Source organism: Streptomyces platensis, from assembly GCF_008704855.1.
Taxonomy (GTDB): domain Bacteria; phylum Actinomycetota; class Actinomycetes; order Streptomycetales; family Streptomycetaceae; genus Streptomyces; species Streptomyces platensis.
Genome location: NZ_CP023691.1, coordinates 8,392,486 through 8,409,493 on the forward strand (window position 1 = coordinate 8,392,486; position 17,008 = coordinate 8,409,493).

A 17,008-nucleotide genomic window follows, 5' to 3' on the forward strand; every position below is an offset into this window, starting at 1 on the left:
TTTCCCTCCTGCGCTTTGTGGTTCCCGACGTCTGCGTACCGCTGCACTTCGCCGGTCGAGCCGGGCCGCATTGCATCCGTCCGACGCCGCGTGCGGCAGCTCTCGAGGGCGGCTTTCAGTCTGAACTCGCATTACTACTGAGGGTTGGTGCCATGTCAGCTCACGACGACACCGTCCGCCCCCTGTCGGGCGCGCAGGAAGGCATCTGGTTCGCCCAGAGGCTCGACCCCGCGAACGCGGCCTACAACACCGGCGAGTACGTGGAGATTCATGGCTCCGTCGACGCCGAACTCTTCGAAACCGCGCTGCGGTGGACGATCGCCGAGGCCGAGACGTTCGGGCTGCGCTTCCTCGACACCGCCGAGGGCCCCCGCGCCCGCCACGCGGCCGTGGGGGACTGGCCCCTGCACCGTGTCGACGTCAGCAGCGAGCCGGATCCGCGCGCGGCCGCGGAGACATGGATGCGCGCCGACCTCGCGACGCCCGTCGACCTCACCGAAGGCCCACTCTTCACCGAGGCGCTGTTCACGGCCGCCCCCCACCGGTTCTTCTGGTATCAGAGGGCCCACCACATCCTCCTGGACGGCTACGGCTACTCCCTCGTCGTCCGTCGCGTGGCCGAGGTGTACACCGCGTTGGCCGGCGGGAGGCAACCGGAGCGCGGATTTGCGCCCTTGGCACGGCTGCTCGACGAGGAGCAGGGCTATCGCACCTCCGGGAACCTCGCGCGTGACCGGGACTTCTGGGCGGTGCGCTGCGCCGACACGCCCGAAGCCGTGAGCCTCAGCGACGGGACCGCCCTGCCCTCGCCCACGGTCCTGCGCCGCGCCACCGCGCTGACCGCCGACGCGGCCGAACGCCTTTCGGCGGCCGCCACCCGTCTGGGCGTCGCCCGCGGCGACCTGATCCTCGCGGCGGCCGCCGGTTACGTCCACCGGGTCACCGGCAGCACCGATGTCGTCCTGGGCCTTCCCGCCATGAACCGCTTCGGTTCCGCCGCCCTGCGCACCCCGGGCGTCGTCTCCAACATCCTGCCGCTGCACCTGACCATGGACGCCGACACCACCCTCGGCACCCTCGTGCGGACGACCGCGGCCGAGGTCCGCACCGTGCGCAGGTACGCGCGCTACCGAGGCGAGGACCTGCGCCGCGACCTCAAGCTCCTGGGCCGTGGCCGGCGGCTGTACGGGCCGGTCGTCAATCTGATGCCCTTCGACAACGAGCCGCGCTTCGCCGGCCATCCGGCCACCTTCCACCACCTGTCGGGCGGCCCCGTCGAGGATCTGTCCCTCACCGTGCGGCCCGCGTCCGGTGGCAGCGGGCTGCATCTCGCGTTCGCCGCCAACCCCGCGCTCTACACCGAGGAGCAACTCACCGACCACCACGCACGGTTCCTGCTGCTGCTGGACCTCTTCGCGGCAGCCGACACCGAGCTGACCCTCGCCGGTACGCGACTGCTGCGGCCCGGCGAGGAACCCTCGTACTCCTCGGCCGTCAGCGCCCCGCCCGCACCGGACGCCACCCTGCCGGCCCGCTTCGAGGCACAGGCCGCCCGCAGCCCCGGCGCCACAGCAGTCACCTTCGAGGACACCGCGCTGAGCTACGCGCAGCTCAATGCCCGCGCCAACCGGCTGGCCCGCCTCCTCGTCGAGCGCGGGGCCGGGCCGGGCGGCATCGTGGCCCTGGCCCTGCCCCGGTCCGCCGAACTGACCACCGCGCTGCTCGCCGTACTCAAGTCGGGCGCCGCCTACCTGCCGCTCGACCCCGGCTACCCGGCGGAGCGCCTCCGTACGATCGCCGACGACGCGGCGCCCACACTGCTGGTCACCGACACACCGACCGCACCCGGCCTGCCCGACACGGGCATTGCCACCGTGCTGCTCGGCGACCCCGCCCTGGAGTCGGCCCTGGCCGGCCTCCGGGCCGACGACCTCACCGACGCCGAGCGCACCGCGCCGCTCACCCCGGGCGACACCGCGTACATCATCCACACCTCGGGCTCCACGGGCCGCCCCAAGGGCGTGGTGGTCCCGCACTCCAACGTCGTCCGGCTCTTCGAGACCTCCGCCGCACACTTCGACTTCGGCCCCGAGGACGTGTGGACCCTCTTCCACTCCTACGCCTTCGACTTCTCCGTCTGGGAGATCTGGGGCGCCCTGCTGCACGGCGGCCGACTCGTCGTCGTCCCCGAGGACGTCACCCGCTCGCCGGCCGACTTCCTCCAGCTGCTGCGGGACGAGCGGGTCACGGTCCTCAACCAGACGCCCTCCGCCTTCCAGCAGCTGATCCGGGCGGACGGTGAGTGCCACCGGCGCGGAGCGACCCACCCGCCGCTCGGCCTGCGTCATGTGGTGTTCGGCGGCGAGGCGCTGGAGCCGGCGCAGCTGCGTGGCTGGGTCGAGCGGTACGGCGACCAGGCGCCGGCGCTGGTCAACATGTACGGCATCACCGAGACGACCGTGCACGTCACCCACCACCGCGTGACCCGTGCCCTCGTCGAGCAGGAGCGGCCGCCTAGCCTCATCGGCTCGGCGCTGCCCGACCTGCGGGTGTACGTCCTCGACCACTGCCGGCAGTCGGTACCGCCCGGCTGGGTGGGCGAGATGTACGTGGCGGGCCCCGGCGTGGCCCGGGGCTACCTCGGGCGGCCGGGGCTGACCGCGGAACGGTTCCTGGACGACCCGTTCGGCGCGCCCGGCGAGCAGATGTACCGCACCGGCGATCTGGCCCGTCGGCTGCCGGACGGCACGCTGGAGTACGCCGGCCGCGCCGACCAGCAGGTGAAGATCCGCGGCTTCCGCATCGAGCCCGGGGAGATCGAGGCGGTCCTGGTGGACCACCCCGGCGTGGCCCAGGCCGCCGTGGTGGCCCGCGAGGGCGACGACGGCGACCGTACCCTCGTCGCCTACGCCGTGCCCGAGACCGGCCGCGCTCCCGAACCGCCGGAGCTGCGCGGCCACCTGGCGGCCCGGCTCCCCGCACACATGGTGCCGAGCGCGTGTGTGCTGCTGCCGGCCCTGCCGCTGACGTACAACGGCAAGTTGGACGTCAAGGCGCTGCCCGCGCCCGACTTCGCCGCTGCCGCGAGCGGTCGGGGCGCCGCCACCGCGGCCGAGGAACGGCTCTGCCGGCTCTTCGAGGAGGTGCTGCGGCTGTCCGAGGGAACGGTCGGCGTCGACGACGACTTCTTCGACCTCGGTGGACATTCGCTGCTGGCCACCCGGCTGCTGACGCGGATGCGGGCGGACCTCGGCGTGGAGATCAGCATGACGGCGGTCTTCGACACGCCGCGCCCCGGCGCGCTCGCCGGGCTCATCGCCACACTGCCGGACGGCACAGGTGCCGGCGGCGGGGAGCGGCCGCCGCTGCTGCCGGCCGCGCGGCCGGAGCAGTTGCCGCTCTCGCCCGCTCAGGCCCGCATCTGGTTCCTCGACCGGCTGGAGGGAACCGGCCCGACCTACCACATCCCGTGCGTCCTCACCCTCGACACCGCTCTCGACGCGGGGGCGCTGCGCGCCGCCCTCGCCGATGTCTGCGCACGTCATGAGGCGCTGCGCACCCTCTTCCCGGATGCCGAGGGCGACCCCCGGCAGCTCGTGCTCGGCCCCGACGATCCGCGCACCCGGCCCGTACCCGAGGTTGTGGACGTGCCGTCCGGCGAGCTGGACTCCCGGGTGCGGACGGCGGCCATCGCCGGATTCGACCTCGGCACAGAACTGCCGCTGCGCTGCCACCTGTTCCGCGTCGACGACGGCCGCACCGTGCTGCTGCTGGTGCTGCACCACATCGCAGCCGACGGCTGGTCTCTGGTGCCGTTGGCCGAGGACCTGGCGGCGGCGTACACGGCGCGGGTGGCGGGCCACGCCCCCGGCTGGGCGCCGCTGCCCGTGCAGTACGCCGACTACACGCTCTGGCAGCGCGCGCTGCTCGGCGAGCCCGCCGACACCGACAGCCGGGCCGGCCGGCAACTCGCCTCCTGGGAACGGACCCTGGCGTCGCTGCCCGACCAGCTCGACCTGCCGTACGACCGGCTGCGGGGGCGCACCCACCAGTACGCGGGTGACGCGGTGCCGCTGGCCTTCGACGCCGAGGCGCACCGCGCGCTGAGCGACCTGGCCGCCGCGCACCGGGCCACGGTCTTCATGGTGCTGCACGCCGCGCTGGCCGCCACCCTCACGCTGTCCGGCACGGGCACCGACATCCCGCTGGGCACGGCCGTCGCCGGCCGGGACGACACCGCCCTGGACCACCTCGTCGGCTTCTTCAGCAACACCCTGGTACTGCGCACCGACACCTCCGGTGATCCGTCCTTCACCGCGCTGCTGGAGCGGGTGCGGGACGCCGACCTCGCCGCGCACGAACGGCAGGACGTGCCCTTCGACTGGCTCGTCGACCGGCTCAACCCACCCCGCGCGGTGGGCCGTCACCCCCTGTTCCAGGTCATGCTGGTACTACAGAACGCGGGGCAGGCACAGCTGGACATGGCGGGGGCCACGGCGCGGCTGGAGCCCATGGACGTGGGGGTCTCCCGGTTCGACCTCACGCTGTCGCTCACCGAGCGGTACGGCCCGGCGGGCGAGGCCGCCGGAATGACTGGCTCCGTGGAGTTCAGCACCGAGTTGTTCGCACGGGCCACGGTCGACGCCCTGGTCGAACGGCTGCGCAGTGTCCTGGTGAGCGCGGCTGCCGACCCCGCCCGCGCGCTGTCCCGGTTGCTGCCGGCCGGGGAAGCGGCGCGCGCCCTCGCCGGAAGCCCGGCCGCGTGCGAGCGGGCGCTGCTGGCCCAGGACGGCGTGCACGAATGTCTGGTCTCGGTGCGCACCTCACGCACCGGCATACCCGGGCCCGTCGCCCATGTGGTGCCGGACGCCCCCGTCGACCCCGCCCGGCTCGCCGTCGCCGGACGGGCCGCACTCCCGCCGGAATCCCCGCCGTTGCGCATCGTCCTCGTCTCGGCGCTGCCGCGTACCGCTGAGGGGGCGGTGGACGCCGAAGCGTTGTCCGCCCTACCCGTCCCGGACGGCCAGGTGGCCACCGCCTGGGAGAAGCGGCTGCGCGCGGAGCCCGGGGTGACCGGCACGGCGGTCGCCGTACGCCCCGTCGAACCTCCCGCACCCGGCCGCCTCCACCTCGGCGGCCTCGGCACCGCATCCGGCGCGCCGGACGAGAGCGCCGGCCGGCCGGAGGCGGGCGCGGGGCCGGAGGCGGCGGGGGAGTCCCGGCTCTCGCTGAGTGAGGGGCCGCCCCTGAAGGGTTCCGCCTTCGGCACGCTGGGGGAGGCGCTGCGGGCCGCCGCGGAGTCCAGTGGCGAGCTGGTGCACATCCGCCCCGACGGCGACGAGGAGCGGCAGTCCTACGCCGAGCTCGCCGAGGACGCCTCCCGAGTGCTGCACGGACTGCGCGCGGCCGGGGCCCGGCCCGGCGACGCCGTGCTCCTCCAGCTGCCGGACACCCGGCAGTTCGTGACCGGCTTCTGGGCCTGTGTGCTCGGTGGTTTGGCGGCTGTGCCGCTCGCCGCCCCGCCCGGTGGCTACGAGCGGGAGAGCACCCAGCTCACGCGCCTGACCGACGCCTGGACGGCGCTGGAGCAGCCGTGGGTGCTGGCGCCGGCCACCGCCCGGGACGGCCTCGCCGCCGCGCTCGGCCGGCACAGCGACGAGCGGCCCAGGGTTGCCGCGATCGACGCGCTCCTCGGCAGCCCGCAGGACCGCAACTGGCACCCGGCCACCCCCGACGACCTGGTGCTGCTGCTGCTCACCTCCGGCAGCACGGGACGGCCCAAGGCCGTTGAACAGCGCCACCGCAATGTGCTCACGCACACCGCCTCGGCCGTGCAGCAGCACGGGCTGACCGCCGCCGACCCGTCCTTCAACTGGATGCCGCTCGACCACGTCGGCGGTGTGGTGATGTTTCATCTGCGGGACGTGGTGCTCGGGGCCTGCCAGGTGCTCGCCCCCACCACCTGGGTGCTGGAGGACCCGCTGCGCTGGTTCGACGCCGTCGACCGGCACCGTGCCGCCAGCACCTGGGCACCCAACTTCGCCTACGGGCTGGTCGCCGACCGGCTCGCCGCCGAGCCGGAGCAGCACTGGGACCTTTCCTGCCTGCGGCTGGCCGTCAACGGTGGGGAGGCCGTCGTGGCCCGTACGGCCCGCCGCTTCCTGGCCGCGCTCCAGCCGTTCGGACTGCCGGACGACGCCATGCACGCGGTGTGGGGCATGTCCGAGACCAGTTCGGGCGAGACCGACGGCGTGCTGACGCTGGGCACCAGCCGCGACGACGACCCGCACGTCAGCTGTGGCCGCCCGCACCCCGGCTTCGCCGTCCGGGTGGTGGACGAGGACGGGAATCTGCTGCCCGAGGGCCGGGTGGGCCGTATGCAGGTGCGCGGCGCGGCCGTGACCGACGGCTACCACCGGGCTCCGCACCACAATGCCGAGGCGTTCCGTGCCGGCGGCTGGTTCGACACCGGCGACCTCGCCTTTCTGCGGCACGGCGCGGTCACCCTCACCGGCCGGGCGAAGGACGTCATCATCGTCAACGGCGTCAACCACTCCAGCCAGGAGATCGAGGCGACGGTCGAGGAAATCAGCGGTGTGGAGCGGTCGTTCACCGCAGCCGTCGCGGTACGGACCTCGGCCGCCGCCACCACCGATGAGCTCGCCGTGTTCTGTGTGCTGTCCCCCGAGGCGGACCCCCGGCGCGCCGTGACCGCGCTCACCGGCAGGGTGGCGCGTGAGTTCGGCGTCACCCCCGCGGTCGTCCTGCCGGTGACGGCGCGGGACCTCCCCAAGACGGAGATCGGCAAAATCCAGCGCACGTTGCTGCGCCGGCGGTTCGAAGACGGTGCGTATGCCGACGTGCTGCGCCGCACGGATCTACTGCTCGGCAACGAGCGCACCGTGCCGGACTGGTTCCACCGGCCGGTCTGGCGGCGCGCCGAGAGGTTCCACGCGGCCGACCCGCGCAGCACCACCGAGCACACCCTGATCCTCACGGGCCCGCGGCGCGCACCGGCCGACCGGCTGGCCGCGCGGATCGCCGCCGCCGGCGGGACGAGCAGTGTCGTCGTCCCGGAGCAGTCCGGGGCATGGACCGAGGCGGCGGCATGGAAGGGCCTGCTCGGCTCGGTGGGCGTGCCGGTCGCCCGCGTCGTCGACCTCACCGAGGCCGACCCGCGGCCGGTCTCGCTCGACCCGGCCGGGGCCGGCGCGGCGGCCCGCCGACTCGCCGCCCTGATCACCGCGCTCGCCGCGGACGAACGGCCCGTCACCCTCGACGTGGTCGCCACCGGCAGCTGTGCGGCCCTCCCGGACGAGACGGTGCTGCCGGAACGCGCCGCGGCGGTGGCCGTGCTCAAGAGCGCGGTGCAGGAACTGCCCTGGCTCACCGGCCGGTGGACCGATGTCGCCGACGCCGCCCTCCTCGACCACGGCCCGGACGAGACCGCGAAGGCGATCCACGCCGAGATTTCCGCCCCGGGCGGAGAGGTACTGGTCGCCCTGCGCGACGGCGCCCGCCTCGTCAGCCGCCTCGCCCCGCTGCCCGCACCGGAGGCAGGCACCGACGCCGCGCCCGTGTTCCGCGCGGGCGGTCACTATCTGCTGACGGGTGGCCTGGGCGGCGTCGGTACCGAGCTGGCCCGCACCCTGCTGACCCGCCACCGTGTCCGGCTCACCCTCACCGGCCGCACCCCGCTCGAGGATGCCCCGGACAAGGCTGCGGCCTTCGACGCGCTGGCGGCGCTCGGCGACGTGCGGTACCTGACCGCGGATGTCACCGACCCCGCGGTGGTACGCCGTCTCCTCGCCGCGGCGGAGTCCGACTACGGCCCGGTCGACGGGGTGCTGCACCTGGCCGCACACTTCGCCGAACGGCCGTTGGCCGAGGCCGACGCGGCGCACTGGGAGGCCGTCCTGGCCGCCAAGGCAGTCGGTGCGGCGGTCCTCACCGACGTCCTGCGCGACCGGCCGGGCACGCTGTTCGTCTCCTTCTCCTCCGTCAACGGCTTCTTCGGCGGCAGCATGGCCGCCGCCTACGCGGCCGCCAACGCCTACCTCGACGCGCTCACCGCACACCAACGCGCCCTTGGGCTGCGCGCCCACAGCGTCGCCTGGAGCATGTGGGACGAGCTCGGCGCCAGCGAAGGCTACGCCCTCAAGGAGCTGACCCGGGCCCGCGGATTCCGGCTGATCAGCCGGCCCGAGGGGGCGCGGTCGCTGGCCGTCGCCCTGCACACACCGGGGCATGTCCTGGTCGGCCTCGACCCGACGGCTCCCTGGGTCCGCAGCAGGACCGACGCGCCCGCCGTACCACTGCACGAACTTGTCGGCCACATCACGGGCAGTGCCCCGGAGTCCGCCGCGGAACTCACGGAGCCGGACGCCTTCGGCACCCCCGTGCCGTGCCGGGTGCAGCGGGTCGACGAGCTGCCGACCGCCGACGCCCCGGCGGCCCCGTCCGCCGGTTCCGGGGACGGCGAGCCGGCCACCCCCCTGGAGAAGGCACTCGCCGAGGTGTGGTGCGACGTCCTGGGGATCGACCGCGTCGGCCGGCACGACAACTTCTTCGCGCTCGGCGGGCATTCGCTGCTCGCCACCCGGCTGGTCGGCAGGATTCGTACGGCCGTGGGGCGGGAGTTCACCGTCGCCGAGCTGTTCGCCCGGCCCAGCATCGCCGAACTAGCCGAGGCCGGCGCCACGGAGCCGAGCCACCCTCCGCTGACCCGCCGGGCCCGTCCCGAGCCGCTGCCGCTCTCGCTCGCCCAGACCCGTCTGTGGTTCATCGACCGGCTGGAAGGCCCCGGCCCGACCTACAACATCCCGGTTGTCGCGCGCTTCCCGAACCGGCTCGACGGCCGGGTGCTGCGGCAGGCCCTGACCGATGTCGTGGCCCGCCACGAGGCGCTGCGCACCCTGTTCCCGGAACGCGGCAACACGCCCACCCAGCAGGTGCTGGATGCCGACGAGGCCGAGCCGGACCTGTTCGTGGCCGAGATACCTCAGCGGCTGCTCGACGAGCACCTCCGCTCGGCGGCCCGGCTGGGCTTCGCGCTGGAGACCGATCCACCGCTGCGCGCCCACCTGTTCCACCTGCCGGACGACACCAGCGTGCTGCTGCTGGTGCTGCATCACATCGCGGCCGACGGCGGGTCCCTGGGCCCACTGGCCACGGATCTGTCCACGGCCTACTCGGCCCGCGCCGAGGGGCGCTCCCCGGCGTGGGACGACCTGCCCGTCCAGTACGCCGACTACGCGCTGTGGCAGCGCGAGCTCCTTGGCGACGCGAACGATCCCGGTAGCCGGGCGGCCGAGCAACTCGCCTACTGGGAGCGGCGGCTCACCGGCCTGCCGGACGAACTGGCCCTGCCGTACGACCGGCCCCGCCCCATGACACCAAGCCGCCAGGGGCGGCTGATCCACCGCACCTGCGACGCGGAGCTGCACCGCCGGCTGGCCGAGCTGGCCCGGCAGCACCACGCCACGCTGTTCATGGTCGTCCAAGCCGCACTGGCAGCTGCGCTGACCCGCTCCGGGGCCGGTGAGGACGTACCGCTCGGCACGGTCATGGGCGGCCGGCCGGTTCCCGTGCTCGACCCCTTGGTCGGATTCTTCGTCAACACCCTCGTGCTGCGCACGGACACCTCCGGCGATCCGGCCTTCACCGACCTGCTGCACCGCGTGCGGGAGGCCACCGCGGCCGCCCACACCCACCAGGACCTGCCGTTCGAGCAACTCGTCGAGCGGATCAACCCGCCCCGGCACCTGGCCCGGCACCCGCTCTTCCAGGTGTCCCTGGGGCTGCACGACGCCGCGTCCAGCGTCGTCGAGCTGGGCGACGCGGTCTCCCAGTGGGAGCGGATGCATGTGGACGTGGCCAAGTTCGACCTCGCGTTCAACTTCTCCGAGCATCGGGCGGCGGACGGCTCCCCCGACGGCCTGGACCTTGCCGTGGAGTACAGCACCGACCTCTTCGACACCGAAACCGCCGAGCAGCTCGTCGCGCTGGTCCACCGGGTGCTGGACGGGGTGGCCCAGGACGCCTCACGTCGGCTGTCGGCGCTCGACGGCGGCCCCCACGGTCCGGCGGCCGAGAGCCACGACGCCTCTGATGTCACCGCCGTGCCCGCGGCCGTCCTCACCGTGCCGGGCGTGCGCGAGTGCGTCGTGACCCGGCGAGCGGACGCGGCGGGGCTGCCCAGTCTGGTCGTCCACGCGGTGCCCGAACGCCCCGTGGAGGCCGCCCGGGTGGCCGAGGCCGCGCAACGTGCCCTGCCCGACCGGAAGTTGCCGCTGCACGTGGTGCTGGTCTCCACGCTGCCGCGTACCGCGGACGGCGCGGTGGACACCGAGATGCTCAGCGCACTGCCCGTGCTCGACGAGGGAGTGCGGGCCGCCTGGCGCGACCGCCTGCTCGACGACCCGTCCCTCGGCACGGCCACGGTGACGGTCGCCCCGGCCCCGCAGCCCCCCGTGCCCTCCTGGTTCCACCGCCCGGCCTGGCAGCCCGCCCAGGCGCTGCCGGCCGCCGCGGACTGGTGCGGCGCGCGGGTGGTCCTGCTGGCGGCGGGCCAACGGGCACTGGCCGGCGCCCTGGCCCGGCTGGTCGACGCGCACGGTGGCCGCAGCACCGTCGTCGACGCGGAGCCCGCCCGGTCGCTCCCGTCCCTGGACACGCCCGCCCACGTCATCGACCTGACCGCGCTCGCCGCGTACGACCACGCCACCGGCAGCGAGCCCCCGGCGCCCGGACGGCCGATCGCCCTCGCCGGGCTGCTCGGCGTCCTGTCCACCCCGGGCAGCCGGTGCGCCTCCCTCACCGTTGTCGGCACCCCGGGGGCGGAGAGCGCCGCCGAGGCGGCGCTGCTGAAGAGCGCGCTCCAGGAGGCCCCGGGCCTCACCGGACGCTTCGTCGAGGTGCACGGCGACCCGGCCGGCGCCGTCGACGTCCTGGCCGAGCGGCTCCACACCGAGTTGCTCGGCCCCTCCGCCGAGCCGCATGTGGCCCTCACCGAGGAGGGACAGCGCCTGGTCCCACGGCTCACCGAGCTTCCCGCGGAGCCCGCTCCCGACGGGCCGGCGCCGGTCCCGGGCGGCCACCATCTGATCACCGGCGGCCTCGGTGGGATCGGCGTCGAGCTCGCCCGCCACCTCCTCACCCGGCACGGCGTCCGGCTCACGCTCGTGGGCCGCTCCCGGGCCGGGAACCACCCCCGGACCGAGGCCCTGCGCGCCCTTCAGTCCTTGGGCGACGTGCGGTACGTGGCGGCCGACATAGGCGACGCGGACGAGGTGCGCCGCCTGTTGTGGGAGTCCGGGGAGCCGGACGCGGTGTGGCACCTGGCCGGGGAGAGCACCGAGTTCCCCGCCGCCGAGGCCGCACCGGAGCGCTGGCGGAGCGTCTGGCATGCCAAGGTGACCGGCGCCCATCACCTGACGCACGCGCTGCGGCACCGGCAGGGCATGCCGTTCGTCTCCTTCTCCTCCGTCAACGGCTTCTTCGGCGGCGCCGCGACGGGCGCCTACGCGGCGGCCAACGCGGCTCTGGACGCACTGGCCGTACGGCAGCGCGCGCTGGGCCTGCGCGGCGTCAGCCTGGCGTGGAGCATGTGGCAGGAGACGGGCATGAGTCGCGGCTTCGCCCTGCGGGAGCTGACCGAGGCCCGCGGCTACCGCGTACTGCCGGCCGAGGACGCCCTCGCCTCCCTCGCCCCGGCACTCGGCCATGACCTGCCGTCCGTACTCATCGGGCTGAACCCCGCCGCCCCGTGGGTGCGTGCCCACACGACGGGGCCGGCGCTGCCCCTGGAACGGCTCACCGCCACGGTGACCGTCACCGGTCGCACGAAGGGTCCGGAAGCCGTACCGGCCGACACCACCCTGCCGGATGCCTTCGGCACACCGGTGCCGTGCGCGGTCGCCATCGCCTCACCGGAGGAGCACGCCACACCGGCCGCCCCCTCGGCGCCCGCCGGAGCACAGGCCCGGTTGACGAAGGAACTGACCGCGATCTGGTCCGAGGTGCTGGAGCGCGCGGACGTCGGCCCGGACGACAGCTTCTTCGACCTCGGCGGCCACTCGATCCTGCTGGTCACCGTCCGTTCCCTGGCCCACCGGCGGCTCGGGATCGATCTCCAGCTCGCGGACCTGTTCACCCACCCGACGCCCACCGCCATGGCCCGTCACCTCGGCAAGGGAGCCGGGCCGGCGCTCGACTCCGCCGCGGGTGCCGAGCGGGCCCGCCGCCAGCGGCAGGCACGCACACGCAGCCGAGCCGCCGCCCGAAAGGACCGACACCGCAATGGATGAGTACCGGGACGACAGCGACGGCCTCGGAATCGCCGTGGTCGGCATGACCGGGCGGTGGGCGGACGCTGCGGACATCGGGCAGTTCTGGCAGAACCTGCTGGACGGGCACGAGTCGGCCACGCCCATTCCCGGCCCGGCCCTGCTGGCCGCCGGCGGGACCGCCGCGGACCTCGACGATCCGAGCCTGGTCAAAATGGCCTCCACCATCGACGGCATCGACCGCTTCGACGGGGAATTCTTCGGCTACTCCCCGGCGGAGTCCCGGCTGCTCGATCCGCAGCAGCGGCACTTCCTGGAGGTCTGCCACCACGCCCTGGAACACGCGGGATACGACCCGGCGCGTTCAGGCGGCCAGTTCGGAGTTTACGCGGGCACGAGCCAGAGCGAGTACTACCTGAGCCACATCCACCCCCGGTACGCGGGCGAGCCGGGCTCGCTGCACCTGCTGGCCGCCAAGTCGGCCAACCTGCCGGACTCGTTCGCCACCCGCGTCTCGTACGAGCTGGATCTGACCGGGCCCAGCGTGTCGGTGCAGACGGCCTGCTCCAGTTCTCTGGTGGCCGTGCACCTTGCCTGCCAGGACCTGCTCAACTACCGCTGTGACACGGCACTGGCGGGCGGCTCGGCGCTCAATCCGTCGGCGGCCCGGGGCTACCGGTACGTGGAGCAGGGGGTGTTGTCGCCCGACGGCCGGACCCGGGCATTCGCCGCGGAGGCACGCGGCACCATCCGCGGTGACGGCGTGGCCGCGGTCGTGCTGCGCCGGCTGGAGGACGCGCTCCAGGACGGCGACCGCGTCTGGGGCGTGATCAAGGGCTCGGCGATCAACAACGACGGCCGGCGCAAGCCGGGTTTCACCGCCCCGAGCCCGGAGGGGCAGGCCGAGGCCATCCTTGCCGCGCAGCTCGCGGCCGAGGTGCCGGCCGACAGCATCAGCTATGTCGAGGCGCACGGCACCGGCACCCCGGTCGGCGACCCGATCGAGGTCGCCGCCCTGACCCGGGCGTTCCGGGAGAGCACGGACCGCACGGGCTTCTGTCTGCTGGGGTCGGTGAAGTCCAATGTCGGGCACACGGATGCAGCGGCCGGCGTCACCGGTCTGATCAAGGTGCTGCTCGCCATGGAGCACGGCGTGGTTCCCGCGACCGTGGGGTTCACCCGGCCCAACCCGGCCATCGACTTCGCCGCCACTCCCTTCCGGGTGAGTGGCGAGGCGATGCCGTGGCGGTCGTCCGACGGTTCCCCTCTACGGGCGGGCGTGAGCTCCTTCGGCGTGGGCGGCACCAACGCGCATCTGATCGTCGAGGAGCCGCCCCGCCCCGGGCCGGCCGACGCGGCGCAGGACGCCTTGCCCGGCGATCACGAGCTGCTGCGCGTATCCGCCCGTACCCCGTCCCAACTCGACGCGCTCTGCACACGGTTGGCCGACCACCTCGATACGCACCCGGAACAGCCGCTCGGGGACGTCGCCCACACTCTCGACACCGGCCGCCGGGTGTTCGCCCACCGCCGGGCGGTGGCCGGCCGCACCGCCGAGGACGCGGCCCGGCAGCTGCGGGAGGTGACGGGCACCCCTACGGCGGTGTCCGGCGACGCCCATCAGCCGGTGTTCCTGCTGCCCGGCGGCGGCGCCCAGTACCCGGAGATGGGCGCCGGGCTCTACCGCACCCGGCCCGTCTTCCGCGCCGAGATGGACCGTGCCGCGGCCGCGCTGCGCCCGGTCCTCGGCTACGCGCTCACCGAAGCGCTCTACGGCGGGCTACGACCGCCCGAGCAGGCGGAGTTCGCCTCGCTGGTGGCCGTCGAGTGCGCGGTGGTGCGGCTGCTGGCCTCCCACGGGGTCACGCCCGCCGCGCTGCTGGGGCACTCGCTCGGCGAGTACACCGCCGCGTACCTGGCGGGCGTGATGTCGTTCGACGATACGCTGCGCCTGGTGCACCGGCGTGAGCAGCTGGCCCGGCAGGCCGGCGGGGCGACGCTCGGGGTGTGGCTGGCGGAAGCGGAACTGCTGCCGTACCTGGACGGCGGCGACGTGGATCTCGCCACCGTCAACTCCCCGATCTCGTGCACGGTCTCCGGCTCCGAGGAGGCCGTCGACGCACTGGAGCGGCGGCTGACGGCAGACGGCGTGGGGTGCTCCCGGATCCGGCTGAGCCTGGCCGCCCACTCGCGGCTGCTCGACCCGGTGCTGCCGGAGTTCGCGGCGGCGGTTGCCGGGGTGAGCCTGCACCCGCCCCGCATCCCCTACCTCTCCAACGTCACCGGCACGTGGATCACGCCGGAGCAGGCCACCGACCCCGGGTACTGGGTCACGCACATGCGGCACACGGCCCGGTTCGCGGACGGGCTCGGCGAGCTGGCCCGCTCCGGCCACCGCACCTTCGCCGAGGCCGGCCCCGGCCACGGCCTGACCCGGCACGCGCGGGCCGAGCTGGGGGAGCGGGCGACCGTCGTCCCGATGATGCGGCACGCCCGGGCCACCCGCTCGGATGCCGGCACACTGCTGGACGGGATCGGACAGTTGTGGGCGGCCGGCGTGCCCGTCACGACGAAGCCGCCGGCCGGCCGGCGCCGCGTTCCGCTGCCGGGGTACCCCTTCGAGCGGACCCGGCACTGGATCGAACGGGCCGTGGGCCGGAGCACCCCACCGGTCACACACGCCCCGGCGACCGCCGGCTCCCCGCTCGGTCCCGACGGGGAGACCGCCGTGACGCAGCCCCCCGCAGCCGAACGGCACGCCCGGCGCCCGGCCCTGGACACTCAATCCGAACCGCCCCGCACCGACCTCGAACGGGACCTCCTCCAGCACTGGCAACACGTGCTGGGCATCGAGGGCATCGGCGTCCACGACAACTTCTTCGACCTACGGGGTGATTCACTGCTGGCGCTCCAACTCGTCAGCCGCATCGGCGCCGCACTGGGCACCACCGTGAGCGTCGCCCTCCTCGTCGAACACCCCACAATCGCCGCACTGGCCGAGCACATCGACAGCGGCGCACCCTCCAACGCACTCGACGTCGTGGTACCGCTGCGCCCGGCCTCGGACGGGAAGCAGGACGACGGCACCCCGCTGTTCTGCATCCACCCCGCGGGCGGCATCGCCTGGCCCTATGCCAAGCTGCTCCCGGGCATCGACGCACGCTTCCCGGTCTATGGCATCCAGAGCCGGGGGCTCACCGAGCCGGACGCCATGCCGCGGACGGTCGGGGAGATGGCCGACGACTACGTCCGCATGATCCGCACCGTCCAGCCGTCCGGGCCGTACGCACTGGCCGGCTGGTCGTTCGGCGGACTGGTCGCGCACGCGGCGGCCGAGCGGCTGGAACGGGACGGGGAAAAAGTGGGGCTGCTGGCGGTGCTGGACGCCTTCCCGGCCGCCCCGGACGAGCGTGTCGAACTGCCCACCGCCGAGGAGGTCGACGCGTTCCTCCTGCGGGCGCTGCCGGCCGACGCCGGCGTGACGGCCGGATCGGAGGAGCCCTCTGGGGACCGGGCCTCGATGCTGCGTGCGTTGCGCGGCTCGGGCAGCGTGCTCTCCGGGCTCGACGAGGCGGCGGTGCGCCGGATCGCGGACGTCATGCTGCACAACGTCGGGCTGCTGTCCGGCCATGCGCCGGGTACGGTCGGGGGCGATCTGCTGGCCTTCACCGCCGTCGAGAGTCACCCCCTTGGGGAGACGGCGCCCGCGACGCGGTGGAAGCCGTTCGTCCGGGGCACGGTGAGGAATCACGCATTGCCCTGTGACCACCACGGCGTGCTCAGTGGCGAGGCGCTCTCGGCCGTGGCTGCCGAACTCGACGCCCGGCTGCGGGAGATGACCGAGCCGGGCCGAACACCAGTGAAGGGTATCGATCCATGACTCCTCCCCACCCGCCCGGCGCGCCCGTCCCCGCCATACCGCCGGACGGCGCCGTCGTCCGGCCGCGGCCGGTGGAGGCACCGGTGATGCGCCTGTTCCTCCTCCACCACGCCGGCGGCTCCCACCTCGCCTACCGTGAGTGGGCCGGGAACCTACCGGCCGACTGGGAGCTCTGTCTGATCGAGGCGCCGGGGCGCGGCCGGCTCCGCCGGCTGGCGCCGCACCCGGCCGTCGGCGGTCTGGCGCGGTGGGCGGCCAACGCCGTAGAGCCCCTGTCGGACCGGCCGTTCGGCATTTTCGGGCACAGCCTGGGCGCGATGGCCGCCTACGAGCTGACCCGCCTGCTCCAGGCGGAGGGGCGGGCACTCCCGCGCTGGCTGGGCATCTCCGCGGTGCGACCGCCGCACGCCGGCCCCGAGGCCGTCCACCACCGCAGCCATCTGCCCGACGGCGAACTCAAGGAGGAGCTTGCGCGGATCGGCGGGACGCCCCGCGAGGTGCTGGACGAGCCGTCGCTGTGGGGGCTGATCGAGCCGCTGCTGCGGAACGACTTCGCAGCCGCCGAGCACTGGCAGCCGGACACCGCGCTGCCGCCGCTCGCGGTGCCGCTCTCGGTGTACGGCGGGGCGGGCGACCCGGCCGTGACCGCGCCGTTGCTGGCCGGCTGGGAGCGGTGGACGACGTGCTGGCTCGGGCTGCGGCTCTTCCCGGGCGGCCACTTCTACTTCCAGCAGGCGGTGACGGAGGTGGTCGGGCGGATCGTTGCGGACCTCGCGGAAGCCCGTCCCGTGTAGTCGTCGGCCGACCGTCGGTCGCGCCCCCACAAGCACCGCTCCTCCGC

3 protein-coding genes are annotated in these 17,008 nt (G+C 74.2%); all 3 read left to right on the top strand.

Annotation, left to right across the window (positions count from 1 at the left end):
* Positions 1–152 precede the first annotated feature (152 nt).
* From CP981_RS37100 to CP981_RS37110, 3 genes are read left to right on the top strand one after another with little or no spacing between them, the layout of a single operon-like run.
* Positions 153–12,308, top strand: coding sequence for a non-ribosomal peptide synthetase (locus CP981_RS37100; RefSeq protein ID WP_085926381.1), 12,156 nt, complete (start codon positions 153–155; stop codon positions 12,306–12,308).
* Complete coding sequence (locus CP981_RS37105; RefSeq protein WP_143658967.1) at positions 12,301–16,167, top strand: type I polyketide synthase; 3,867 nt, start codon at positions 12,301–12,303, stop codon at positions 16,165–16,167. The genes CP981_RS37100 and CP981_RS37105 overlap by 8 nt, the downstream gene beginning before the upstream one ends.
* The gene (locus CP981_RS37110) at positions 16,164–16,961 is read left to right on the top strand and encodes a thioesterase II family protein (protein ID WP_244329974.1); all 798 of its coding nucleotides are present in this window, start codon (positions 16,164–16,166) and stop codon (positions 16,959–16,961) included. Before CP981_RS37105 ends, CP981_RS37110 begins: the two co-directional genes overlap by 4 nt.
* Positions 16,962–17,008 lie beyond the last annotated feature (47 nt).

Bases quoted from the DNA above. Each gene is read 5' to 3' on its own strand.
- CP981_RS37100 (WP_085926381.1), top strand. From the start codon at position 153: ATGTCAGCTCACGACGACACCGTCCGCCCCCTGTCGGGCGCGCAGGAA.
- CP981_RS37105 (WP_143658967.1), top strand. From the start codon at position 12,301: ATGGATGAGTACCGGGACGACAGCGACGGCCTCGGAATCGCCGTGGTC.
- CP981_RS37110 (WP_244329974.1), top strand. From the start codon at position 16,164: ATGACTCCTCCCCACCCGCCCGGCGCGCCCGTCCCCGCCATACCGCCG.